The following is a 23,317-nucleotide window of genomic DNA, read 5'->3' as shown; positions in this document are numbered from 1 at the left end:
TCAGGCCCGCCCGAGGGTGTCCCCCGTCAGCGCCGCGGGTTGCGTACGCCCTGCGCCAGCTCGGCGCTGAGGGTGCGCAGCCGCTGCTGCCCGGTCGCCGTGTCGGGGGCCTCCAGCACGCACCGGATCAGGGCGCTGCCCACGATCACCCCGTCGGCGAACCCGGCCACCTCGGCCGCCTGCGCGCCCGTCCCCACGCCCAGGCCGACCCCGACCGCCAGCTCCGGATCGACCGCGCGGATCCGGGCGACCAGCTCCGGCGCCTGCTGGGAGACCTGGGAGCGGGCCCCGGTGACCCCCATCAGCGCGGTGGCGTACACGAAGCCGCGGCAGTGCCGCAGCGTCATGGCGAGCCGGGCGTCAGTCGACGACGGGGAGACCAGGAACGTGCGGTCGATGCCGTACCGGTCGCTGGCGGCGATCCACTCGGCGGCCTCGTCCGGGATCAGGTCCGGGGTGATCATGCCGGTGGCCCCGGCCGCGGCGAGGTCGCGGGCGAACGCGTCGACCCCGTACTTCTCGATCGGGTTCCAGTACGTCATGAGCACGACCTGCGCGCCCGTGGCCGCGACCGCCTCGATGATGCGCAGCGTGTCGCGGGTGCGTACCCCGGCCGCCAGCGCGATGTCGCTGGCCTTCTGGATCACCGGCCCGTCCATCACCGGGTCGGAGTACGGCAGCTCCACCTCGATGACGTCGCACCCGGCCTCGGCCATCGCGACCATCGAGGCGATGCTGTCGTCCACGGTCGGGAACCCGGCGGGCATGCAGCCGACGAGCAGAGCCCGTCCCTCGGCGCGGGCCTTGCCGAACGCCTCGGCGATGCTGGTCACGAGTTCTCCCCAGGGACGATCGTGGAGACGTCGCCGAGCAGCCCGAAGTACGCCCCGGCGGTGTGCACGTCCTTGTCGCCGCGGCCGGACAGGTTGACCACGATGGTGGGGGTACGCCCCAGCTCGGCGGCCAGCCGCGGGGCGAGGCGGGCGGCACCGGCCAGCGCGTGCGCGCTCTCGATCGCCGGGATGATCCCCTCGGTGCGGCACAGCAGCTGGAACGCGGCCATCGCCTCGGCGTCGGTGACCGGCTCGTACGTGGCCCGCCCGGTGTCGTTCAGCCAGGCGTGCTCCGGGCCGACGCCGGGATAGTCCAGGCCCGCGGAGATCGAGTGCGATTCGAGGGTCTGCCCGTCGTCGTCCTGCAGCACGTACGTGCGGGCGCCGTGCAGCACCCCGGAGGACCCACCGGTGATCGAGGCGGCGTGGCGGCCGGTCTCGACGCCGTCGCCGCCCGCCTCGAAGCCGTACAGGCGGACTCCGGCGTCGGGCACGAAGGCGTGGAAGATGCCGATGGCGTTGGAGCCGCCGCCCACGCAGGCGGCCACCGCGTCGGGCAGCCGGCCCAGCTGCTCCAGGCACTGGGCGCGGGCCTCGGTGCCGATGCCGCCCACGAAGTCGCGGACCAGCTCGGGGAACGGGTGCGGCCCGGCGGCCGTGCCCAGCAGGTAGTGGGTGGTCTCCACGGTGGACACCCAGTCGCGCAGAGCCTCGTTGAGGGCGTCCTTGAGGGTGCGCGAGCCGGTGGTGACCGGCACGACCGTGGCGCCCAGCATCCGCATCCGGGCCACGTTGAGCGCCTGACGCTGCGTGTCGACCTGGCCCATATAGACGACGCAGTCGAGGTCGAGCAGGGCGGCGGCGGTGGCGCTGGCGACGCCGTGCTGGCCCGCGCCGGTCTCGGCGATGACCCGCTTCTTGCCCATCTTCTGCGCCAGCAGGGCCTGGCCGAGCACGTTGCGCACCTTGTGCGCCCCGGTGTGGTTCAGGTCCTCGCGCTTGAGCAGGATCTCCGCGCCGACCGCCGCGGACAGCCGCTCCGCGCGGTACAGCAGCGAGGGGGTGCCCGCGTAGTCGCGCAGCAGCCCGGTGAACCGGCCCTGGAACGCCGGGTCGGTCTTCGCGTCCCGGTACGCGGCGTCGAGCTCGTCGAGCGCCTTGACCAGGGCCTCGGGCACGAAGCGGCCCCCGTACCGGCCGAAGTGACCGGCCAGGTCGGGCAGCTCGCTCATCGGACCGGCCTCGGGGTGGCCGGGTGGTTGCCCGCGTTGACCAGTTCGGCCACCGCGTCGCGCGGGCTCTTCTTGGTGACCAGACCCTCGCCGACCAGGACCGCGTCGGCGCCCGCCGAGGCGTACCGGATCAGGTCGTGCGGGCCGCGCACCCCCGACTCGGCGATCTTGACGACGTTGTTGGGCAGGCCGGGTGCGATCCGCTCGAAGACGGACCGGTCCACCTCCAGGGTCCGCAGGTCGCGGGCGTTGACGCCGATGACCTGGGCTCCCGCGGCGAGCGCGCGGTCGGCCTCCTCCTCGTTGTGCACCTCGACGAGGGCGGTCATGCCGAGCGACTCGATGCGTTCGAGCAGCCCGACCAGGACGTTCTGCTCCAGCGCGGCCACGATCAGCAGCACCAGGTCGGCGCCGTGGGCGCGGGCCTCGTGCACCTGGTAGCTGGAGACGACGAAGTCCTTGCGCAGGACCGGGACCTGCACCGCGGCGCGTACCGCGGCGAGATCCTCCAGGGAGCCGCCGAACCAGCGGCCCTCGGTGAGCACGCTGATGCAGCGGGCGCCGCCCGCCGCGTACTCCCCGGCCAGCTCGGCCGGGTCCGGGATGTCGGCGATCGCGCCCTTGGACGGCGACGACCGCTTGACCTCGGCGATCACCGCCACGCCGGGCTTGCGCAGCGCCGCGTACGCGTCGATGGCGGGCGGGGCCGCCGCGGCCAGGTCGCGGATCTGCTCCAGCGGCACCTGCTGCTGCCGCTGGGCCACGTCCTCGCGGACCCCGGCCAGGATCTCCTCGAGTACGTTCTGCGGTCCGGAGTCCCGGTCGGCGGGTCCGCCTGCGCCCGCTTCCGCCTGATCGGATGTCACGTAATGACCTCCCTCTCCGGGTGCCTTCCGCCCGATGCTAGGCGGGGGCGGTCGACATCGACCCCCCGGGGTGCGACCCACACCACTACGTGGGCCCGGCATAATGCCCTGCCAGGAGCCTGTCTCGTTGGTCACCGGCGCATCCGTGGTCCCGTACGCCGGCCTGCACCGATTCGGGTGATCGGTGGATCCGACCTGCCGTTGACGTGGTCGTCACCAGGTGGAAATACGACTCCGGCATCATCTGATTCGGGCAAACTGATTTCCGGCGTCGGGGGCGCCGACCAGCCGACGAGCAGTTCTGGAGTTGACCATGGCCAGTGCAGTGAATGCGCAGACCAGCGGCTTCGTCGCTCTCTCCCGCGCGGTGTGTTCCGTCGCCGTCGACCTCGTGTCCGGCGTCGAGCGGGTGGTGGTTGGCGACGGCAAGGTGCGCACCGCGCAAAGCAACGCCTGGGACGCCATCTGCGCGGACCGCGCGGCGCGCCAGGCCCGCGCGGACCTGGACCGTCTGGTGGCCGACCTGCTGGCTTCGGGCCCGCCGATGCGGGGCGACAAGAGTCGGCTCGTCGGGCCTCAGGTCGTCGGGTCGTCGCCGCGGTCGAGCGCGTCCCACGCGGCCCTGGTGTCCACCGGCGGCGCTTCCCCCCGCTGAGGCTCCACCGGCCGCGGCTGCCGCTGCGCGGACGGCGGCTCAGAGCCCGGGCCCTGCTGTTCCGGTTCCGTGGACGGCTGCTGAGGTCCCCTCGACCGGCGCGGCGCGGTGCCCCGCTCGTAGCGGGCGCCCATCGCCGGCCAGGTGTGCCCGTGCCGGGCCGCCCACCAGCCGCCCACGGCGACCAGCGCCCCGCCGAGCACACACGCTGCCGGGCCGAGCGTCGCGGCGGCCCCGGCCGCGCCCGGGTCCAGCGTCGCGCGTCCCGCGACCGCGACCGCCGCCAGGCCCACCCCGATCGTGGCCAGCAGCCCACCGAGCAGGCGCCGGGCCACTCCGCGGGTGGCCAGCAGCGCACCCGCCCCAGCCAGCGCCACCACGGCGAGTGCCACCAGCCACGGCATCTGTTCCGCGCCGGTGTGCGCGGCGCGCAGCTCGGTCAGGCCGGGCCGCGGGGTCAGGCGTACCGACCAGGTGCGGGTGGCGGCGTAGAGCGCCAGGCCCGCGCCCGCCGCGCAGGCCACCGCCGCCGGGCCGAGCAGTCGCTGCGGGGCCATCAGCGGGCGGCGCGCAGGGTCTCGGCGGAGGCGATCGCGGAGAGCACCGCGGCCGCCTTGTTGCGCGTCTCCTGTTCCTCGGCGGCTGGATCGGAGTCGGCCACGATCCCTGCACCCGCCCCCACGTACGCGACGCCGTCGCGCAGCAGCGCGGTCCGGATCGCGATCGCCATGTCCATGTCCCCGGCGAAGCCGAAGTAGCCGACCGTGCCGCCGTACAGGCCGCGACGGGTCGGCTCCAGACCGTCGATGATCTCCATGGCCCGAACCTTGGGGGCCCCGGACAAGGTGCCCGCCGGGAACGTCGCGGCCAGTGCGTCGTACGCGGTCCGGTCGGCACGCAGCTGACCGACCACGGTGGAGACGATGTGCATGACGTGGCTGTACCGCTCGATACGCGCGAAGTCCGGCACCTCCACCGTGCCCGGGGTGCACACCCGGCCCAGGTCGTTGCGGCCGAGGTCGACCAGCATGACGTGCTCGGCGCGTTCCTTCGGGTCGGCCAGCAGTTCCGCCGCGAGCGCGTTGTCCTGCTCCGGGGTGGCACCGCGCCAGCGGGTGCCCGCGATCGGGTGCAGCAACGCCCGGCGGGTGCCGTCCTGCTCGGCGCTGACCTTCAGGTGTGCCTCCGGCGACGAGCCCACGATGTCGAAGTCGTCGAAGCGCAGCAGATACATGTACGGACTGGGATTGGTCGCCCGCAGCACCCGGTAGACGTCCAGCGGGTTGGCGTCCGTGGGCCGTTCGAAGCGCTGACCCACCACGATCTGGAAGCACTCCCCCGCGCGGATCGCCTCCTTGGCCTGCTCGACCGCCTTCTGATACTCCCCCGGCGGGGTCCGGCTCACCGCCGGGCCGGGCGTGACCCGGTCGACCGCGGAGATCATCGGAGGGGTGGGACGGGACAGCGCGGTCGTCATCGCGTCCAGCCGCCCCACCGCGTGGTGGTAGGCGGCCCGCCGCTCCCGTTCGTCCGCGTCGCCGGCCAGCACCGCGTTGGCGACCAGGATGGCCGAGCCGTCGTGGTGGTCGAGCACCACCAGGTCGGTGGCCAGCATCATGCCCAGCTCCGGCAGCGGCAGATCGTCGACGGCCTGGGACGGCAGCCGCTCGAAGCGGCGGACCAGGTCATAGCTGAGGTAGCCGACCATGCCGCCGGTCAGCGGCGGCAGGCCCGCGTCGGCCTGCGCGTCCGGCGGCGAGGCCAGGGCGGCGACCGTCTCGCGCAACGCGACCACCGGGTCACCGTCGACCGGTACGCCCGCGGGCGGCTCACCGAGCCACGCCGCCTGACCGTCGCGTTCGACCAGCGTCGCCGCGCTGCGCACCCCGATGAACGAGTACCGCGACCAGGCCGCGCCCTGCTCCGCCGACTCGAGCAGGAAGGTGCCCGGGCCACCGGCCAGCTTCGTGTACACCCCGACCGGGGTCTCGCCGTCGGCCAGCAGCCGCCGGACCACCGGGACGACCCGGCGGTGCGCGGCCCGCGCGACGAATCCGTCCTCGTCGGGGACTACCGCGCCGCTGGTCACGCTGTGCTCCCTTCTGGCGTGCCGTGCCCTGGCACGGTCACCGGGAGTTCGTCGGTGAAGCAGGTGTGCGTACCCGTGTGGCAGGCCGCGCCGACCTGGTCCACGGTGAGCAGCAGCGCGTCGCCGTCGCAGTCCAGGGCGACGGAGCGCACGTACTGGTGGTGGCCGGAGGTGGCGCCCTTGACCCAGTACTCCCGGCGGCTGCGGGAGTAGTAAGTGGCCCGGCCCGTGGTCAGGGTGCGATGCAGCGCCTCGTCGTCCATCCAGGCCAGCATCAGCACGTCGCCGGTGCCGTGCTCGCGCACGATCGCGGCGACCAGGCCGTCGGGGGTGCGCTTCAGGCGGGCGGCGATAGCGGGGTCCAGCGCGGACCGGGGCGCGAGTTCAGGTACGGGCACGCCTGCGATTGTCCCGCACGCGCAGGAGGCCTCCACGCAGGCCGCCCACCGCCCACGATCCGGGCACCTGTCCCACCCCCCGGATGACCATGCGTGACCGCCCGCAGCATCCGGCCAGCGACTCGTCGCGCCATCTGGTCGTTGACGGGGGTGTGCGCATCACTCACGGCAACGGCCGTCATCGAGCGGCCGCACCGGGCGGCACCCTCGTTTCACCTGATCCCGGTCGGCACGACGGGGCGCGATCGGCAGTCGTACCTGCCACTCGGGCCCGCCGCGCGCTGGCCCGTCCGTGGGTGTGGGTGCTCGTGGTCGCCGCGCTGTTCTCCACGGCCCAGCTCACCGCCGCGCCCGGCAAGTTCTATCCCGACTCGACGCAGTACCTCGCGCAGACCCTCGACCTGCTGGGCGACACACCCGAGGCGGGCCGGGAGGCGACGATCCAGGCCTACTGCGACGCCTACCGCCGGCCCCGGCTGATACCGAGCCTGCTCGGGCGAACGTCGGAGGAGGCCGCGGGCGCCGCGGACGCCTGCCTGCGCAAGCTCCACGCCCAGGACCACCTGGCCACCGGCAACCACTACGGTCCCGGCATCACCCGCGGATCAGCCATCCTGTCGCCGCGTTACGAGAAGATCTTCCTGTCCCGGCCTGGCGTCGCCGTGTTCTACGCGCCCGGGGTCGCGCTCCTCGGTGCCCGGATGGGCATGTGGGTGACGACGCTGATCTGGACCCTGGTCGGCAGCCTGTTCGTCTTCCTGCTGCTGCGCGTGGTCGGGGTGTCCGTGCCGCTCGCTGTGCTCGGCCAGGTGCTGTTCCTGATCCTGCCGCCGAGATACTGGACGATGGCGCCGCTGGCGGAAGGGATGACCCTCACCCTGGTCGCCTTGGCACTGCTCGGAGTCGCGTACACGATGACCGGCCGTACCCGTCTCGGGCCGTGCCTGATGGCCGCGGCCTTCGGATGCGGCCTGTTCGTGAAGTACTCCCAGTTCCTGCTGTTCGCGGTGGCCTTGGCGGGCACCGCGGGGCTCGCCGCGGTGATCGCCCGCCGCGCCGGGCGTCCGACCCGCGGGCTGCTGCACGTCATCGGCGTGTCCACGGCGGCCGTGATCGTCCTGTACGCCGTGCCGAAGTTCCTGGGCTGGCCGGGCGGCGCCGAGAGCATGCAGGATCTGGCCACCGAGCACTTCCGCCAGCCGGACGTGCCCGATCCCGCCTATCAATGGCTCCGGTCCAACGTCCACTTCTGGATCTTCTGGATCGGCGACCAGCTTCGTGCACCCCTCATGATCACCACGTGGCTGGTCGCGGCATGGGGCGTCGTACGGTCCCGCACGGTGATCGGCTTCGCCGTCTTCGCCGCGCTGCTGGCCGGGATCGGCAACCAGGCCGGTCACCCGGCCGCCAGCCAGGCTGACCGCCTCATCCTCGTCGCATGGCTGGTGACCGTGTACGGGCTACCGCTGCTTCTGGCCGGCCGGATCGGGCCCACGGCGCCCAGGCACCCCCCACCCCGGACATCACTCCAGGTCGCGGGATCATCGCGGTAGGTGGTTGGCTGCGCGGTCCCGGCCCCGGCTCAGGCGGCCGCTCCGGGGATGTGCCGGGCGACCGGGCACGGTACGGTCGGTGAGCGCCGCGCCTGCCCGGGTGCCCGCGCCGCCGCCCGTAGCGCCCTCCTGCGGGTCGCGTCCCCTCGCGACGGGAGTCTGAGATCCCATGGAGCCCACCTCCAGCCCCGAGAACGTCCCGCAGTCGCGCGGCGTAGCCCGCTTCTGGCCGTCGCACGGGATGCCCGCGCCCGGCCAGCGCACGCCCGACTCGGACGAGCCCGAGGCGGCCGGGCCGGACCTGTCACTCCGCCAGGACCAGATCTTCCCCGGCGCCCCGGCCCCCGGCCTGGACCTGCCCGGTCACCAGACACCCGGACTGGACCTCCCGCCCGCCCCGGCCCTGCCGACACAGCCGCCCGGGCCGGGTCCGGCCGACGACACCGAGCGGGCCGCGCTGGGCGGTCGGCGCGGTCCGGAGGCGCTGCTCCCAGCCATGCCCGGCGCCCGTCCGTGGAGTGTCAGCCAGGGCGGATTCCCGGCCATGGACACCGACCGGACGTATCGCAACGGTGATTCCGGCGCCCGCCCCGGACCGGTGAACGGACGCGCTTCCACGACGCCCACGGCGGGTGGCTCGGCAGGGGTTCTTCCGTTCCCGCTCGACCGCGCCGAGGCGCCCCGGCCGCCGGCGGGTGGGCCCACCGACACGACGCCGCCGCCGTGGGCCGTGCCGACCTCCAGCGCGGCCGGTGCTTCCGTCCCGCCCGGCGCCTCCGTGCCGCCCGACAGCCCGTCGGAGGCTCCGCTGGCCACACCGGGGCTGCCGGCGGCGGCGCCGCCCCCGCCAGGGCTGGCGGCCTCCACCCTGCCCTCCACCCTGCCGACGTCCGTGACGTCGACGCCGCTCGTTCCGACCTCCCTGACGTCGACGCCCGTGACCGGGGCCTCCGCACCGGTACCCGCTCCCGCGGCTCCGGTATCCGGTGCGCCGGTTTCCGGTGGGCCCGCGTCGAGCCCCTCCCGGGCGGCGCGCCGGGGCCACGACGACGATGTCGCCGCGCCACCCCGCCGTGCGACCCGGCTCGACGAGGCGGGCGAGGCCGAGGGGCGACGGCGTGGCGACGGCGGCGCGCCCGGAGCGACCGACGGACCGGGAGTGGACGGGCGCTCGGCCCTGCGCCCGGGTGACGTCCGCGAGACCGAGATCGCGTTCTGGGACGAGGCGGGCGCCGCGCACTTCCGCGCCGAGTGGCACGAGGTGAAGGCGGGGTTCGTCGACGATCCGGTGGCGGCGCTGACCCGCGCCCACGACCTGCTCACCGAGGCCGTGCACGAGCTGACCGAGTCGCTGCTGGCCGAACGGGACGAGCTGGACCCGCTGCGGCACACCGCCGCGCCGGACACGGAGAGCATGCGCATGGCGATGCGCGGCTACCGCGATTTCCTGGAGCGCATCCTGTCCCTGTGACGGGTCGCTGCGTCAACAGCGCCCGAGGCCCCGCCGACCGACCCGGTCCGCGGGGCCTCGTCGTATCCCGTCACCCGCCCGCATGATCACCGGGAATCACCCGGGCTGGGCGTTGACCCTGGCCACAGAATTCATCTAGCGTTGAACTCAACGGTCAGTGAATTCGAGGAGGGCGTGATGGACAGCGCCATCAAGGTCCGCGACCTGGTGGTCGAGCGCGGCGGGCGCCGCGTCCTGCACGGCATCAGTTGCACCGTGCCCGCCGGCACCGTGGCCGGCCTGCTCGGGCCGAGCGGCAGCGGAAAGACGACCCTGATCCGCGCGATCGTGGGCGTCCAGATCGTCAAGTCCGGCACGGTGACCGTGCTCGGCCAGCCCGCCGGATCACCCCCGCTGCGCCGCCAGGTCGGCTATGTCACCCAGGCCCCCAGCGTCTACTCCGACCTGTCCGTCCGGGAGAACGCGCGCTACTTCGCCGCCCTCTACGGCCTGCCCTCCGCCGTCGCCGACCGCGCCGTCGCCGACGTCGGTCTGGCCGACGCCGCCGGGCAGCTCGTGGTGAACCTGTCCGGCGGTCAGCGCAGCCGCGTGTCGCTGGCCTGCGCCATGCTCAGCACCCCCGACGTGCTGGTGCTGGACGAGCCGACCGTCGGGCAGGACCCGGTGCTGCGGGTCGAGCTGTGGGCCCAGTTCCACGAGCTGGCCGCGCGCGGCACCACACTGCTCGTGTCCAGCCACGTGATGGACGAGGCCGGGCGCTGCGACCGTCTGCTGCTCATCCGCGAGGGCCGGCTGATCGCCGACGACACCCCGGCCGCGGTGCGCACGGCGGCGGAGACGGACGACCTGGAGGAGGCGTTCCTGCGCCTCATCCGCGAACGCGAGAGCGCGGAGGCGACGGCATGAACCCGAGGATCACCACGGCCACGGCGGTGCGGGCGCTGCGCCAGCTGCGGCACGACCGGCGTACGGTGGCCCTGCTCGTCGTGGTCCCGGCGCTGCTGCTGACCCTGCTGTATTTCATGTACGAGGACGCGGGTCCCACGTTCGACCGGATCGCCCTGATCATGCTGGGCGTCTTCCCGTTCGTCACGATGTTCCTGGTCACCAGCATCGCCATGCTGCGCGAACGCACCACGGGCACCCTGGAGCGGCTGCTGACCACCCCACTGGGCAAAGTGGACCTGCTGTTCGGGTACGGCATCGCGTTCAGCCTGGCCGCCGCGGTGCAGGCGGGGGTCGCCGTGGGCGCGGCGTACGGGCTGCTGGGGCTGGACACCGTGGGCAGCCCGTGGCTGGTGGTGCTCATCGCCATCCTCAACGCGGTGCTGGGCGTGGCGCTGGGACTGTTGTGCAGCGCGTTCGCCCGCACGGAATTCCAGGCCGTACAGTTCCTGCCGGTCGTCGTGGTGCCCCAGCTGCTGCTGTGCGGCCTGTTCGTGCCGCGCGGGCAGATGGCGGACTGGCTGCAGGTGGTCAGCGACGTGATGCCGCTGTCGTACGCGGTGGAGGCGCTGGGACAGGTCGGAGTGCACGCCGCCGCCACGGCGACGATGTGGCACGACCTGATGGTCGTGACCGGGGCGGCCGTGGCCGCGCTGATCCTGGCCGCCGCGACCCTGCGGCGGCGCACGCCGTGAGTGGTGCGCCGGGCAAAGACCGCGCCGGGGCGGGCTTGCGGACCCGGCGCAGCGGGCGGCGGCCCGGCAACCAGGACACCCGGCAGTCCATTCTGGACGCCGCGCGCGCCGCGTTCGCGGAGCGTGGCTTCGACCAGGCATCGATCCGGTCGATCGCCGGGGACGCAGGCGTGGACCCCGCCCTGGTGCACCACTACTTCGGCACGAAGGAGAAGCTGTTCCTGGCGGCGATGAACTCGCCGATCAATCCCGCCGAGCTGGTGCCACAGGCGCTCGCGGGGCCGCGCGAGCAGGCCGGTGAGCGGCTGGTCCGGCTGGTGCTGTCGGTGTGGGACTCGCCGGCCGGGGGCGCCGCGGTGGCCCTGCTGCGCTCGGCGATGAGCAACGACTGGACCGCCCGGCTGATGCGCGAGTTCGTGGTGACCCAGATCCTGCGCCGAGCCGTCGTCGAGCTGGGCCTGGATCCGGCGCAGGCGCCGCTGCGGGCGGCCCTGGTGGCGACGCAGATCGCCGGGCTGGCGGCGGTCCGCTACGTGCTGAAGGTGGAGCCCGTGGCGAGCGCCCCCGCGGAGGAGCTGGTCGCCGCGATCGGCCCCACCGTGCAGCGGTACCTGACCGGGGAGCTGTGAGCCGAGTCGGCGCCTGACCGCGGCGCGCCACCGCCTGCGGGAGGCGGGATCAGGCCGTGCAGTGGCGGCAGAGCACCGGGTGCAGCAGGTGGGCCAGCTCGTGCCGGTCGGCGACCGGGGCGGGGAACGGCAGCCGGGCCAGCCGCTTGCCGGCGCGGACGATCAGGCCGTACCGGTCGAGGCGGACCACCCGCGGCTCGTCGCCGGGGCGGGCGGCCGCGCCGAGGCAGCGGTTCGCGTACGCGGCCACCTGCGCGAGGTGGTGGTCGGCCAGGTCGGCCAGCAGGTCGAACTCGATGGCGCGCAGCGGGTCGGGGGTGGCTCCGGCGTACTCATCGGGGTCGATCTCATGCAGCGTGCCGTGCCGCTCGTGCCGGATCTCGGCGACCTCCATCCGGTGCAGCATCTGGGTCCCGCCGACGTCGAGCAGGTCGCCGGTGGCGTCGGTGTCGGCGTAGTCGAGGGCGGCCGCCCGGGCCTCGGCGCCCGCGAGGGCGCGGGCCCAGCCGACCACCCACACCCGGCCGAGCGAGGGGGCGCCCGCGATCGGGGGCACGTCCTTGACGTCGAGCACCATCGCGGTGTCGTCGGTGCCGTCGCCGGGGCGCAGGGCGGCGGCCAGCGCGCCGTCGCGCGGGCTGAGCAGCAGGACGTTGCCGCGGGCGTCGGTCACGTGGCGCACCGGCAGCGCGCCGGGGTGGCCGGAGACGTGCGCGGTTGCGGGCAGGTGGCCCGCGACGATCGTCCGCGCGACCTCGGCGGGGTTGGGGTGCATGGACGGTACCTCCGAGAGCCGGGAACGGGGGGCCGTGGCGCTGGTTAGCCTTACCTTAGTAAGGTGAGCCTAACCGTAACACCCCTCGATCGGAGCGCACGTGAACAATTCCCGTCCCAAGGTCCGGCTGTCGCGCGCCCTCGGCATCCCGCTGACCCGCAAGTGCGTCAAGTACTTCGAGCGGCGGCCGTTCCCGCCCGGGGTGCACGGACGGGCCCGGCGCAAGACCTCCGACTACCAGGTGCGGCTGCTGGAGAAGCAGCGGCTGCGCCACCAGTACAACGTCAGCGAATCGCAGCTGCGCCGGGCGTACGACGACGCGCACAAGGGCACCGGCAAGACCGGCGAGACCATGGTCGTCCTGCTCGAACGCCGGCTCGACGCCACGGTGCAGCGCGCCGGGTTCGCCCGGACCATCTACCAGGCCCGCCAGCTCGTCGCCCACGGCCACTTCACCGTGGACGGGCGCAAGGTGGACCGGCCGTCGTACCGGCTGAAGCCCGGTCAGGTCGTGGCCGTCCGGGACAGCAGCCGCACCAAGCCGCCGTTCCAGCTCGCCGCGGCGGGCGCCCACCTGGACGGGCCGACCGCGCCGTACCTGTCGACCGAGCTGGCGCAGCTGCGCACCACCGTGCTGCGCGAGCCGCTGCGCCGCGAGATCCCGGTGGCCTGCGACGAGCAGCTCGTGGTGGAGTTCTACGCCCGCTGACCCAATAAGGTCCGCTGACCCATCAGGTCCGCTGGCCGCTCAGCGGGTCTGCTCCAGCCAGCTGGCATACAGGTTGGCGTAGATCGAGTCCTGGTCCTCCAGCAGACGGGCGTGCGGGCCGCGCTGCACGACGCGGCCCGCGTCCACCACGATCACCTCGTCGGCGGCCTCCGCCGTGGACAGCCGGTGCGCGATCGCCACCGTGGTCCGGCCCCGGGTCACCGCGTCCAGCGCCTTCTGCAGGCGTACCTCGGTGGCCGGGTCCACAGCGCTGGTGGCCTCGTCGAGCACGAGCAGGTCCGGGTCCGCCACGTACGCCCGGACCAGAGCGACCAGCTGGCGCTCCCCCACGCTCAGCGCCTCCCCCCGCTCCCCGACCGCCGTGTCCAGCCCGTCCGGCAGCCCGGCCAGCCAGTCGTCGAGACCCAGCTCCACGAACGCGAGCTCCAGGTCGGCGTCGCTCAGCTCCGGACGAGCGAAGCGGATGTTCTCCGCCACCGTGGCGTCGAACAGGAACCCGTCCTGCGGCACCATCACCACCCGCGAGCGCAGCGACGCGAACCGCACGAAGGTCAACGGCGTGCCGGACAGCAGCACCTCGCCCGCGCCCGGGTCCATCAGCCGGGTCAGCAGCTTCGCGAACGTCGTCTTGCCACTGCCGGTCTCCCCGACCACGGCCACCTTGGTCCGCGGCGCGATCTCCAGATCCACATCGGCCAGCACGACCGGGCCGCCGGGATAGCGGAACGAGACGCCCGCGAACCGCACCGACAGCGGGCCCTCCGGCAGCGCCACCCCCAGCTCGTCGGGGTCGGCCACGTCCGGGTCGAGGTCGAGCACGTCCAGCACCCGGCGCCAGCCCGCCACCGCGTTCTGCGCCTCGTTGAGCACCTCGGTGGCGATCTGCACCGGCTGGATGAACAGCGTCACCAGGAACAGGAACGCGGTCAGCTGCCCCACGCTCAGCCCGCCCCCGATGCCGAGCAGCACCCCGACCACCACCACCGCGCCCAGCGCCAGCCCGGCCGCCAGCTCACCGGTGGAGAAGCCGATCACGCTGGTGCGCATGGCGCGCTGCTGCGCCGTGCGCAGATCGCCGATGGCCGTGTCCAGGCGGCGCTCGGTGCGGTCGGCCACCCCGTACGCCCGGATGACGGTGGCGCCGACCACGCTCTCGGCGACCACGCCGAGCATCGCGCCGGTGCGCTCGCGCACGATCCGGTACGCGACGGCCAGCCGCCGCTGGAACAACCGGATGATGACCACGGCCGGGACGAACGCGGCGTACACCACGAGGGTCAGCTGCCACGAGTAGATCAGCATCACCACGGTCGTGACCACCAGCTGCCCCGACGAGAGCAGCAGCATGATGCCGCCGGTCTGCAGGAACTGGGTGATCTGGTCGACGTCGCCGGTGACCCGGGACACCAGCGAGCCGCGCCGCTCCGCCTGCTGGTGCAGCATCGACAGATCGTGGATGTGCCGGAACGTGCGCGCGCGCAGCGAGGTCAGGGCGGTCTCGCTGACCGTGAACAGCCGGCGGGTCATCAGATAGCCACAGGTCGTGGACACCACGAGGGCCGCCAGCGTGATCACCACGACGGTCAGGACCACCCCGAGGTCCGGGCCGCCCGGGGCGCGGATGCCCCGGTCGATCCCCTGCTGGACAGCGATCGGTACGGCCACCCGCCCGACCATCGCCACCACGGCCAGCGCGATCGTGCCGGCCAGCCCCGGCCGCAGCTCCGGCGACAGGGCGATCCCCCGCCGCACCGTGGCGAACGCCCCCTCCGCCCGGTCCGCTGTCACCGGCGTCGTACTCATCGGGGGCCCGCCTTTCGCATGCGCTCGGTGCACTCCCTCATGCGGCAACCTCGTCGTCGACGGCCGCGCGGTCGGCCTCGGCCTGCTCGTACGCGGTGACCAGGTCGCGGTAGCCGGGGGCGGACGCCATCAGCTCGGTGTGCGTGCCGGTCGCCGCCACCCGGCCCTGCTCCAGGTAGACGACCTGGTCGGCCAGCGCGATCGTGGCCCGCCGGTACGCGACCACCAGGATCGAGGCACCGGCGTCGCGGCGCCGCAGCGAGGCGAGGATCGCGGCCTCCACCCGCGGGTCGACCGCGCTGGTCGCGTCGTCGAGGACGAGCAGCCGGGGCCGCCCGGCCAGTGCCCGGGCCAGGGTGAGCCGCTGCCGCTGCCCACCCGACAGCGACGTGCCCCGCTCGCCCACGGCCGTGTCCAGGCCCCCGGGCAGGCGGCCCACGAAACCGTCGGCCTCGGCCAGGCGCAGCGCGGCCTGCACGGCGTCGTCGTCCAGGCCCGGGCGGTCCAGGGTCACGTTGCCGCGGACGGTGTCGTCGAAGACGAACGGGATCTGTGGCACCAGCGCCGTGGTGGTGGCCAACGCCTGGGCGGTCAGCTCGGGCAGTTCGATGCCGTCCACCCGGACCGCGCCTGCGGCCGGGTCGACCAGGCGCGCCGCGAGAGCGGCGATCGTCGACTTGCCGGATCCGGTGGCGCCGACCAGTGCCACCGTGCTGCCGGGGGCCACGGTGAAGCTGACCTCGTGCAGCACGTCCGGGCCGTCCGCGTACCCGAACCGGACCCGGTCGAAGGTCAGCGCGGCCGGACCCGTGCCCGATGGCGTGGCGGTCCCGTACGCGAGATCGCCGTCCGCGTCCAGGACGGCCTGGACCCGCTCCCACCCGGCGACGCTGCGTGGCAGCTCCGCCACCACCCAGCCGATGGCCCGCACCGGGAACGCCAGCACGGTGAACAGAAAGGCGACGCTGACCAGTTCGGCGACGCTGATCGCCCCGGTCTCGAGCCGCCACGCGCCCAGCAGCAGCACCGTGAGCGTGCCGATACTGGGCAGGCTGTCCATCAACGGGTCGAACAGCCCGCGCAGCCGCCCCACCGCGATGAGCGCGTCGCGCAACTCCGCGACGAACACCCCGAAGCGCTGTGACTCGTCCGCCTCGCGGCCCATCGTCTTGACCACCAGCGCGCCGTCGAAGCTCTCGTGGGCCACCGCGCTGACCTTGGCGCGCAGGTGCTGGGCGCGGATCTGCCGCGGCGACATGCGGCGCGAATACACCAGGTTGAGGCCGAACAGCGCGGGGAACAGCGTCACCCCGACCATGGCCAGGACCCAGTCCGTGAGGAACAGCGAGATCACCGCGACGACGACCATGACGATCGTGCCGACCGCGAACGGCAGCGGGGCGATCGGCACGAACGCCGCCTCGACGTCGGAGTTGGCGTTCGACAGCAGGGTGCCGGTGGCGTGCTGCTGGTGCCACGACGGCGGCAGCGACAGGTACCGGCTGGTGACCGCGCGGCGGTAGCGGGCCTGCAGCCGGAACTGCATGAACCCGGCGCCCAGGCGCCTGGCGAAGATGCTGGCCACCCGCAGCACGCTGATCCCCAGGAAGACCGCCGCGACCGCGGCCAGCGCCGCGGGCTCCACCCGGTGCTGCGCGTACGCGGGCACCACGATGTGGCCGATGACCGCGCCGACCACGTACGCGTTGGCGATGACGAGCAGCCCGAACAGGCTGCCGCCGACGGTGCCGACGGTGAAGAGTCTGGGTTCCGTACGGATCGCGTGGCCGAGCACGCGCAGTCCCCGACCCAGCACGTCTCGGCTGGCCCTCGCGGTCAATTCCCCACCTTGCGTAAGTCGTGGCCGGGTGCTCCCGGCCTTACCGGTCCATCCTGCCGAACCCCTGGGCCCGGGCCCACCGGATTACCGGTGTGTCCACGCACACATCGATGCGACGGTACGGGATCCACCCATACGATCTCCCCATGAGCGACTACGCACGCCGGGAGCGCGCGGCCGTGGCGGACCTGCTGCTGGCGACCGGGCCGGACGCCCCGACCCTGTGCGCCGGCTGGACGACCCGCGACCTCGCCGCCCACCTGGTGGTCCGCGACCGGCGCCCGGACGCGTCCGCGGGGATCGTGCTGCCGCGGTTCGCCGCGTACACCGAGCGGATCCGCACGGCCAAGGCTGCCGAACCGTACGAGCGGGTGGTCGACCAAGTGCGCAATCCGCCGTGGTGGAGCCCGGTCAGCAACCAGCTCACGGATGAGCTGACCAACACCGTGGAGTTCTTCGTCCACCACGAGGACATCCGCCGGGGCGGGCCGGACTGGGCGCCGCGGAGCCTGGACGCGGGTGAGGCGCAGGCGCTGTGGCGGGCCGCGAAGTTCAGCGCCCGGATGCGGCTGCGCCGGATGCGCGCGCCCGTGCTGGTGCGCGCGGACGGCTTCGGTGAGCAGCGCGTCGGCGCGCCGGACGCGGGCAGCCCGGCGGTGGTGCTGAACGGTGAGCCCGGCGAGCTGCTGATGTTCCTGTCCGGCAGGCAGCAGGCCGCCCGGGTGCAGATCGAGGGTCCGGCGGCGATCACGGACCGGTTGCGGACCGCCAAGTTCGGCGTGTGAGCCGCCAGGATCAGTCGTCGCTGCGTTCGGTCAGGACGGGACGGCCCGCGGTGCAGGTGACCCGGACGCGCACCCGGTCGTGCTCGTCCGCGGTGCCCCGGAACTCCCCCTCCGCCTGCGCCCGTGGCCCCTGGTCGCGCTCGTGCACCGCGAACCCGCTCAGCGGTGACATCGCGACGATCTCGACGCGACCCGCCTCGCACCGGGCGACCACCGTGCCGCCGCGGGTGCGGAAGGAGCGGGTCGCCGCGGTCGGCGCCGGGGCGGCGCCCGTCCCGGTGGAGGTGCTGGGCGCTACCGGGACCCGTGGGGGCGCGGAGGCCGTGACGGACGGGTCCGCGGCGGGCGGATCCTGGCGGGGCGGGGTCTCAACTGCGGACGAGACCTCGGGTGAGACGGTGGGCGGGACTGATGACAAGGCACTGGGCACCCCCCGGGCAGCCAGAGTCTGGGCCACTTCGGCCTCTGAGCGTGGGCGTCCCGCCTCGGACGTGAGGCCGTCGCCGATGACCCGGACGGCACCCATCCCGATGAGCACGGCCAGGACGGCGGCGCCGAACCAGCCGGCGATCACGAGCAGGGTACGTCGGGTCACTCACCGATGATGCCCGGCGCGACGCTAAGGCGGGGCCTGCCGAGCGCTAAGGGAGGGTTAACACGCCTGGTGGCGGGCGGTGCCCGGGTTACCGTGCAGCGGTGGCCCACCTGCTGCTGATCGAGGACGACTCGGCGATCCGTACCCATCTGCTGCGCGCGCTGCGCGAGCGGGGCCATGCCGTGGCCGCGTCGCACACGGCGATGGACGGGCTGCAGACCGCCCTGGCCGAACGCCCCGACCTGGTGGTGCTGGATCTGGGCCTGCCTGACCTCGACGGCCGTGAGCTGCTGCGGATGCTGCGGGCGGTCAGTCCGGTCCCGGTGATCGTGGCGACCGCCCGCGACGACGAGACCGAGATCGTGCAGGTGCTGGACGCGGGGGCGGACGACTACGTGGTGAAGCCGTTCACCGCCGCGCAGCTCGACGCCCGGATCCGGGCGGTGCTGCGCCGCGGCGCCGGGGACCGCGCCGAGCAGGCCGCGCTCACGGTCGGCGGCCTGAGCATCGACGCCGGGGCCCGTACCGCCTCCCTGGACGGCACCCCGCTCGACCTCACCCCGCGCGAGTTCGACCTGCTGCACCACCTGGCCAGCCGCGCCGGGCAGGTGGTGACCAAGCGGGAACTGCTGGCCGAGGTGTGGCAGGTGCCGTACGGCGGTGCGGACAAGACCGTCGATGTGCACCTGTCGTGGCTGCGCCGCAAGCTCGGCGAGACCGCCCAGGCGCCGCGCTACCTGCACACCGTCCGGGGGGTCGGCGTGCGGTTGAGCGAGCCGGCGTGAGGCGCCGGCTCACCCTGCTGGTCGCCGCCACCACGTGCCTGGTGCTGCTGGCCTTCCTGGTGCCGCTGGCGCTGCTCATCCGCCAGGTCGCCGCGGACCGGGCGGTCAGCGCCGCCGACGACGTGGTCCGGGCCATCGTCCCACTGGTGGGCACCAGCGACTCGACCCAGCTGGAGCTGTCGCTCAGCGGGGTGTCCGCGCCGGTCACGGTCTACCTGCCGGACGGCCGGGTGCTCGGGACCCCGGCGCCGGAGACCCCGGCGGTGCGGCTGGCGCGGGCGGACGGGCAGTCGTTCACGGTCGACGGCCCGGACGGGCGGGAGATCGTCGTGCCGGTGGTCACCGCGCAGGGCACGGCGGTGGTGCGCACCGTGGTGCCGCGCGCGGAGCTGACCCGCGGGGTGACCAAGGCGTGGCTGGTGCTGGCCGGGCTCGGCGCCGCCCTTGTCCTGCTGGGGCTGCTGGTCGCGGACCGGCTGGCCCGTACGCTGGTCGCCCCGATCGCGGAGCTGTCCGCGGTCTCGCATCGCCTGGCCCGCGCGGAGCTGTCGGCCCGGGCCTCCCCCGCCGGGCCGCCGGAGCTGCGCGAGGTGGCCGGGGCCCTGAACCATCTCGCGGGACGCATCCAGGACCTGCTGCGCCAGGAACGGGAGCAGGTCGCCGACCTGTCGCACCGGCTACGGACGCCGCTGACCGCGCTGCGGCTGGAGGCCGAGTCGCTGCGCGACCCGGACGATTCCGCCCGGGTGGCGGCGGCCGCGGACGCCATCGAGCGGGCCGTCACCGCGGTCATCCGGGAGGCGCGCCACCGCGGCGCGCAGCGCCCGCGGACCGGCTGCGACGCGACCGCGGTGGTCGCGGACCGGGTCGCGTTCTGGTCCGTGCTGGCCGAGGACACCGACCGAGGGGTACACCGTCAGCTGCCCGGCATGCCGCTCCCGGTGGCGGTTCCCGCCGACGATCTCGCGGCGGCGCTGGACGCCCTGCTGGGCAACGTGTTCGCGCACACGCCGGACGGCACCGACTTCGGGGTGTCGTTGACCGCGCGACCGGGCGGCGGCGCGGTGCTGACCGTCGCGGACGCCGGTCCCGGGTTCGCGGAGTCGGCGCTACGCCGCGGCGCCTCGGGATCCGGCTCGACCGGGCTCGGCATGGACATCGCCCGGCAGGCCGCCGAGGCCAGCGGTGGGGCGCTGCGGGTCGAGGCGACCCGTAGCGGTGGCGCCCGCGTCATCCTGGAATTGTTCGGCCCCAGCTGACCGGCGAACCGCACGCCCGGTCGAGGAGTCCGGCCAGGCCCCCGGCGGGGATCGCCGCACCGTCGGGGCTGGCGAAGCCCTGCACCTCCCGGCACATGCTGTCCATGGATTGGGCCGTCCGCGTCTAGTGATGCAGCGAGCCGGTCGTCGTGCCGGTTTGACGGTGAGCGATGCACAGCACATCGTGAAAGTCGGGGGCGTCCAGGTCCTCGGGGGTCACCACCAGCACCAGGTAGGCGTCCTTGTCGAGCTTCGGCCCCGCGTACTCCGTGACTTTCGCGGCGCAGCTGGTCTCCACCTGCTGCCTGGCCTTCCCCGTCAGCAGCCGGGAGCCGCCGGGCAGGGGAAGGACTGCGAAGACCTCGCTGCTGTGCGCCGACGCGCAGGGCAGCACGTCGACCTCACGACCGGACTGGGATTCGAGGTCCTTGATGCAGTCGCCGACGCGCAGCTCGGTGGCGAGGATCGAACGCTCGCCGCGGATCGCGCCGGACGCATCCCGGTCGGGCCCGTCCGCGACGTCTTTGACGATGGCCACGCCGACGGCGACCGCGATGGCCAGTACCCAGAAGGCACTGATGCTCAGTCCGAGGATCGCGTAGATCTTTCCGCGGCGGTCGCCGTTGCGCCGGCTCTGGCGCAGCCCGATCACGCCGAACACGATGCTCATCACGCTGATGCAGCCGAAGAGCGCGAGGCTCAGCGAGGCGATGGAGAAGCCGTTCGTCTTGCCGTTCCATGCGGGTGCCGCGGGCTGCGGCGCGGGCACGACAGGAGTCGGAAGCGGCTGATTACCATGATCCATTTCGCGGATGGTACATCGAAGATCAACTAACCGGCCTTGCGGGCGCGGCCGGTCGGCATCAGCGCTGCGCACCCTGGTAGCCGTGCAGGAAGGTGCGCACCCCGGCGGCGACCATCGCCGTGACCTCGGCCCGGTCGTGCAGGGCGTCCGGGTCGGTGAGGTTGTCGGCGGAGATGAGCAGCATCAGATGCCCGGCCGCGCGGTCGGGGTCGTCGATCGCGAGGTCGCCGCGCTCGGCGATCCGGCGCAGCCGTAGGGCCAGCTCGTGCCGCGTGCGGCCGGGGCCGGTCTGCTGCCAGAGCAGCAGAGCGGCGGGCGGGATGTGCTCCCGTTCGGCGTTGATCTGGCGGATGAGCGCGAAGTGCGGGGCCAGCTCGGAGGTCAGTACGCCAAGCCAGGCCAGCCCGAAGTCGATCAGGTCCGACTCCAGATCGACGATCTTGCTGAGATGACGGTCGATGATGTCGACCATCGTGTCGGCGACCCGCTGCGTGCTCTCCCGGATCACCGTCTGGAACAACTCGGCCTTGTCGGTGAAGTGGTTGTAGATGGTGCGGTTCGAGACGCCGGCCTCGGCGGCGATCGCATCCAGGCCGGCGCGGGTGTAGCCGTCGCGGGCGAACAGGGCCAGCGCCCCGGCCACGATGGCCCGGCGCTTGTCCGGCTGACCGGCGGGCCGCCTTCTCTCCGTCACGATCACCGACCCTACCCAAATGCATAGGGCGTTGCATTAGGTACACCGATCGGCGTAGGTTCTACACCGATCGGTGCAAGACTTCGGAATCAAGGAGGAGAAGTGACCAGGATCGGGATCATCGTGGGCAGCACGCGACCCGGCCGCCGAGGCCGTATCGTCGCCGAGTGGGTCGCCGCGACGGCGGCCCGGCAACAGCCGTCGGCCGACTTCGACATCGTGGACCTCGCCGACTTCGACCTGCCGCTCCTCGACGAGGAGCAGCCCGCGCTGTTCGGTCGGTACGCCCATGCCCACACCGTCCGCTGGGCCGAGGCCGTCGCCCGCTACGACGGATACGTCTTCGTCACGCCGGAGTACAACCGTTCGCTCCCCGGCGCGTTGAAGAACGCCATGGACTTCGCCTACGCAGAATGGAACGACAAGGCGGCCGGCTTCGTCGGCTACGGCCTGCACGGCGGTATCCGCGCGGTCGAGCACCTACGGTTGATCCTGGCCGAACTCAAGGTCGCCACCGTCCGCAGCCAGGCGGCGCTGACGCTGCACCACGACTTCACGTTCGCCGCGCCCACCGAGCCGGGCGAGGTCACTCCCGGCCCGCAGGCGCACCAGGCACTCACCGCCACGCTGGCGGACGTCGTCGTGTGGTCCCGAGCGCTGGCGCAGGTCCGAACAGGAGCCGTGGCGTGATCGCCGCCCCGGCCGGACCGGTCCCACCCGCCGTGCTCGACGAACTGGCGGACGCGATCGCCACCGGCGCGACGATCGTCGGGCTCGGCGAGTCCACGAGATTCGCCCACGAGACCTTCGACGTACGCGACCGGGTGTTCCGCCGCCTGGTCCGGCGACACGGCTTCCGGGCGCTGGCGCTGCAGGACGACGCCAGCGTCGGGGCGAGGCTCGACGCCTACGTCACCGGCGGTGCCGGGTCCGTGGCGTCGGCACTGGACGGGGCGTGGCGCCCGTGGCGTACCGCCGAGACGGCGGCGGCGCTGGATTGGATCCGCTCCTTCAATCAGGACCATCCGCACGATCCCGTCCGCATCTTCGGGGTCAAGCCCGGGCAGGCGCGACCCGCCGACTACGAGGCCGTACTCGACCACGTCCGCGTGGCGGCGCCGGGCCGACTGGTCGAGCTCCAGGCGCATTTGGCACCCATCCGTACCGCGCACCAGACCGACGAGCACGTCCAACGCGCGCGCGGCCGGCACCCCGGCCGGCCCTTCGCCGACCATGCCCGCGACGCGCTTGCCATCGTCGAGCGGCTGCCCGACGATGCGGTCCTGGCCCCGATGCGCCGGATCGTGGACTTCCACGAACGCAGCGTCGCCGGACGGGACAGCTACGCGGGCGACGCCCGGGCGTGGGCCGAAACGATCATGACCGGTCAGCGCCGGACCGGGCGGCCGGTGGCCTACTGGGACGGCATCGCGCACACCGCGGCGACGCCGGCGACCCTGGGCCTCGCCCCGGTGCGGGACGCCCAGCCCACCGTCGGCAGCGTGCTGCGCGATCACCAAGGCGCCGGGTACGTGTCCGTGGCGATCGGCTTCCACCACGGCGACCTGGGCATCGCCGTGGTTCCCGCGCCGGCCCCGGACTGGCTCGATGCCCGGCTCGCCGCGACCGGCCGGCCCGCCGCATGGCTGGACCTGCGCGCCGACGACGTCCGCCGGCGATGGGACGGACCCGCGACGGTCCGCGTCGTCAGCGGGGTCTACGACCCCGCCCGGGATGCCGCGGAACATCTCATCGTCGACCGCCTCTCCGCGGCGTTCGACGTGCTCGTGCACCTACGTCGGGTGACTCCGGTGCGGTGGCTCGCCTGACGTGGATGTCGTCACCCGGGCGTCAGGCCGCGGCCAGCAGGACACGCCGGC

The 23,317-nt window shown here is 73.5% G+C and carries 24 protein-coding genes; 12 read left to right on the top strand and 12 right to left on the bottom strand.

Going from position 1 to position 23,317, the window contains the following annotated elements; all coding sequences use genetic code 11:
- Nucleotides 1-26 precede the first annotated feature (26 nt).
- The 3 genes from trpA to trpC are packed head-to-tail and all read right to left on the bottom strand — an operon-like array spanning nt 27 to nt 2,853.
- Nucleotides 27-833 carry a tryptophan synthase subunit alpha gene (gene trpA, locus ACMCNO_RS11670; RefSeq protein WP_412749424.1) on the bottom strand — a complete coding sequence of 269 codons (807 nt, stop codon included), beginning with the start codon at nt 831-833 and terminating at the stop codon, nt 27-29.
- Complete coding sequence (gene trpB / locus ACMCNO_RS11665) at nt 830-2,065, bottom strand: tryptophan synthase subunit beta (protein ID WP_412749423.1); 1,236 nt, start codon at nt 2,063-2,065, stop codon at nt 830-832. The genes trpA and trpB overlap by 4 nt, the downstream gene beginning before the upstream one ends.
- Nucleotides 2,062-2,853, bottom strand: a complete 792-nt coding sequence (gene trpC / locus ACMCNO_RS11660) for an indole-3-glycerol phosphate synthase TrpC (RefSeq protein WP_412753677.1) — start codon at nt 2,851-2,853, stop codon at nt 2,062-2,064. The genes trpB and trpC overlap by 4 nt, the downstream gene beginning before the upstream one ends.
- A 391-nt stretch (nt 2,854-3,244) precedes the next feature.
- On the opposite strand from trpC, the gene ACMCNO_RS11655 reads away from it, so the two are divergent.
- Nucleotides 3,245-3,586, top strand: a complete 342-nt coding sequence (locus ACMCNO_RS11655; protein ID WP_412749422.1) for a hypothetical protein — start codon at nt 3,245-3,247, stop codon at nt 3,584-3,586.
- On the opposite strand, the gene ACMCNO_RS11650 is transcribed toward ACMCNO_RS11655, so the two are convergent.
- Genes ACMCNO_RS11650 through hisI form a run of 3 tightly spaced genes read right to left on the bottom strand, consistent with a single transcriptional unit; the run spans nt 3,508 to nt 6,073 of the window.
- Nucleotides 3,508-4,143, bottom strand: a complete 636-nt coding sequence (locus tag ACMCNO_RS11650; RefSeq protein ID WP_412749421.1) for a Trp biosynthesis-associated membrane protein — start codon at nt 4,141-4,143, stop codon at nt 3,508-3,510. The two genes, ACMCNO_RS11655 and ACMCNO_RS11650, sit on opposite strands and share 79 nt — an antisense overlap.
- Nucleotides 4,143-5,675: an anthranilate synthase component I gene (locus ACMCNO_RS11645; RefSeq protein WP_412749420.1), complete on the bottom strand. Its 1,533-nt coding sequence runs from the start codon at nt 5,673-5,675 to the stop codon at nt 4,143-4,145. Before ACMCNO_RS11645 ends, ACMCNO_RS11650 begins: the two co-directional genes overlap by 1 nt.
- Nucleotides 5,672-6,073: a phosphoribosyl-AMP cyclohydrolase gene (hisI, locus tag ACMCNO_RS11640; RefSeq protein WP_412749419.1), complete on the bottom strand. Its 402-nt coding sequence runs from the start codon at nt 6,071-6,073 to the stop codon at nt 5,672-5,674. Before hisI ends, ACMCNO_RS11645 begins: the two co-directional genes overlap by 4 nt.
- Nucleotides 6,074-6,369: 296 nt before the next feature.
- Between hisI and ACMCNO_RS11635 the strand changes: the two genes are divergently transcribed.
- The 5 genes from ACMCNO_RS11635 (at nt 6,370) to ACMCNO_RS11615 (ending at nt 11,366) form a co-directional block, all read left to right on the top strand.
- A complete protein-coding gene (locus tag ACMCNO_RS11635; RefSeq protein ID WP_412749418.1) occupies nt 6,370-7,626 on the top strand; it encodes a hypothetical protein in 1,257 nt (418 codons plus the stop codon).
- A gap of 169 nt (nt 7,627-7,795) precedes the next feature.
- Nucleotides 7,796-9,097, top strand: coding sequence for a hypothetical protein (locus tag ACMCNO_RS11630; RefSeq protein WP_412749417.1), 1,302 nt, complete (start codon nt 7,796-7,798; stop codon nt 9,095-9,097).
- Between the two features lie 177 nt (nt 9,098-9,274).
- The gene (locus ACMCNO_RS11625) at nt 9,275-10,003 is read left to right on the top strand and encodes an ABC transporter ATP-binding protein (RefSeq protein WP_412749416.1); all 729 of its coding nucleotides are present in this window, start codon (nt 9,275-9,277) and stop codon (nt 10,001-10,003) included.
- Nucleotides 10,000-10,737 (top strand): ABC transporter permease, encoded by a 738-nt coding sequence (locus ACMCNO_RS11620; protein ID WP_412749415.1) that lies wholly within the window; start codon nt 10,000-10,002, stop codon nt 10,735-10,737. The genes ACMCNO_RS11625 and ACMCNO_RS11620 overlap by 4 nt, the downstream gene beginning before the upstream one ends.
- Nucleotides 10,734-11,366: a TetR family transcriptional regulator gene (locus ACMCNO_RS11615; RefSeq protein WP_412749414.1), complete on the top strand. Its 633-nt coding sequence runs from the start codon at nt 10,734-10,736 to the stop codon at nt 11,364-11,366. The genes ACMCNO_RS11620 and ACMCNO_RS11615 overlap by 4 nt, the downstream gene beginning before the upstream one ends.
- A gap of 49 nt (nt 11,367-11,415) precedes the next feature.
- Here ACMCNO_RS11615 and ACMCNO_RS11610 read toward each other — a convergent pair whose 3' ends face one another.
- Nucleotides 11,416-12,141 (bottom strand): DUF2470 domain-containing protein, encoded by a 726-nt coding sequence (locus ACMCNO_RS11610; RefSeq protein WP_412749413.1) that lies wholly within the window; start codon nt 12,139-12,141, stop codon nt 11,416-11,418.
- A gap of 100 nt (nt 12,142-12,241) precedes the next feature.
- Here ACMCNO_RS11610 and rpsD point away from each other — a divergent pair, with 100 nt between their 5' ends.
- The gene (rpsD, locus tag ACMCNO_RS11605; RefSeq protein ID WP_412749412.1) at nt 12,242-12,850 is read left to right on the top strand and encodes a 30S ribosomal protein S4; all 609 of its coding nucleotides are present in this window, start codon (nt 12,242-12,244) and stop codon (nt 12,848-12,850) included.
- A 39-nt stretch (nt 12,851-12,889) separates the two neighbouring features.
- Here the strand turns inward: rpsD and ACMCNO_RS11600 are convergent, their stop codons facing one another.
- Nucleotides 12,890-14,674 carry an ABC transporter ATP-binding protein gene (locus tag ACMCNO_RS11600; RefSeq protein ID WP_412749411.1) on the bottom strand — a complete coding sequence of 595 codons (1,785 nt, stop codon included), beginning with the start codon at nt 14,672-14,674 and terminating at the stop codon, nt 12,890-12,892.
- Nucleotides 14,675-14,711: 37 nt separating this feature from the next.
- Nucleotides 14,712-16,490 carry an ABC transporter ATP-binding protein gene (locus ACMCNO_RS11595; RefSeq protein ID WP_412753676.1) on the bottom strand — a complete coding sequence of 593 codons (1,779 nt, stop codon included), beginning with the start codon at nt 16,488-16,490 and terminating at the stop codon, nt 14,712-14,714.
- Nucleotides 16,491-16,660: 170 nt separating this feature from the next.
- Between ACMCNO_RS11595 and ACMCNO_RS11590 the strand changes: the two genes are divergently transcribed.
- Complete coding sequence (locus ACMCNO_RS11590; RefSeq protein WP_412749410.1) at nt 16,661-17,299, top strand: TIGR03085 family metal-binding protein; 639 nt, start codon at nt 16,661-16,663, stop codon at nt 17,297-17,299.
- Nucleotides 17,300-17,309: 10 nt separating this feature from the next.
- Here the strand turns inward: ACMCNO_RS11590 and ACMCNO_RS11585 are convergent, their stop codons facing one another.
- Nucleotides 17,310-17,894 carry a hypothetical protein gene (locus ACMCNO_RS11585; RefSeq protein ID WP_412749409.1) on the bottom strand — a complete coding sequence of 195 codons (585 nt, stop codon included), beginning with the start codon at nt 17,892-17,894 and terminating at the stop codon, nt 17,310-17,312.
- A 101-nt stretch (nt 17,895-17,995) separates the two neighbouring features.
- On the opposite strand from ACMCNO_RS11585, the gene ACMCNO_RS11580 reads away from it, so the two are divergent.
- A complete protein-coding gene (locus ACMCNO_RS11580; RefSeq protein ID WP_412749408.1) occupies nt 17,996-18,679 on the top strand; it encodes a response regulator transcription factor in 684 nt (227 codons plus the stop codon).
- The gene (locus tag ACMCNO_RS11575; protein ID WP_412749407.1) at nt 18,676-19,938 is read left to right on the top strand and encodes an ATP-binding protein; all 1,263 of its coding nucleotides are present in this window, start codon (nt 18,676-18,678) and stop codon (nt 19,936-19,938) included. The genes ACMCNO_RS11580 and ACMCNO_RS11575 overlap by 4 nt, the downstream gene beginning before the upstream one ends.
- A gap of 124 nt (nt 19,939-20,062) precedes the next feature.
- Here the strand turns inward: ACMCNO_RS11575 and ACMCNO_RS11570 are convergent, their stop codons facing one another.
- Nucleotides 20,063-20,815, bottom strand: coding sequence for a DUF4190 domain-containing protein (locus ACMCNO_RS11570; RefSeq protein ID WP_412749406.1), 753 nt, complete (start codon nt 20,813-20,815; stop codon nt 20,063-20,065).
- The gene (locus tag ACMCNO_RS11565) at nt 20,802-21,437 is read right to left on the bottom strand and encodes a TetR/AcrR family transcriptional regulator (RefSeq protein WP_412749405.1); all 636 of its coding nucleotides are present in this window, start codon (nt 21,435-21,437) and stop codon (nt 20,802-20,804) included. The genes ACMCNO_RS11570 and ACMCNO_RS11565 overlap by 14 nt, the downstream gene beginning before the upstream one ends.
- A gap of 102 nt (nt 21,438-21,539) precedes the next feature.
- Between ACMCNO_RS11565 and ACMCNO_RS11560 the strand changes: the two genes are divergently transcribed.
- Nucleotides 21,540-22,127, top strand: a complete 588-nt coding sequence (locus ACMCNO_RS11560; protein ID WP_412749404.1) for an NADPH-dependent FMN reductase — start codon at nt 21,540-21,542, stop codon at nt 22,125-22,127.
- Nucleotides 22,124-23,266, top strand: coding sequence for an erythromycin esterase family protein (locus ACMCNO_RS11555; protein ID WP_412749403.1), 1,143 nt, complete (start codon nt 22,124-22,126; stop codon nt 23,264-23,266). Before ACMCNO_RS11560 ends, ACMCNO_RS11555 begins: the two co-directional genes overlap by 4 nt.
- Nucleotides 23,267-23,317 lie beyond the last annotated feature (51 nt).

It is taken from the genome of Krasilnikovia sp. M28-CT-15 (genome assembly GCF_047159595.1).
Taxonomy (GTDB): domain Bacteria; phylum Actinomycetota; class Actinomycetes; order Mycobacteriales; family Micromonosporaceae; genus Actinoplanes.
Note: the sequence above shows the minus strand (reverse complement) of the source record. Positions and strands in the feature narration are given on the sequence as shown.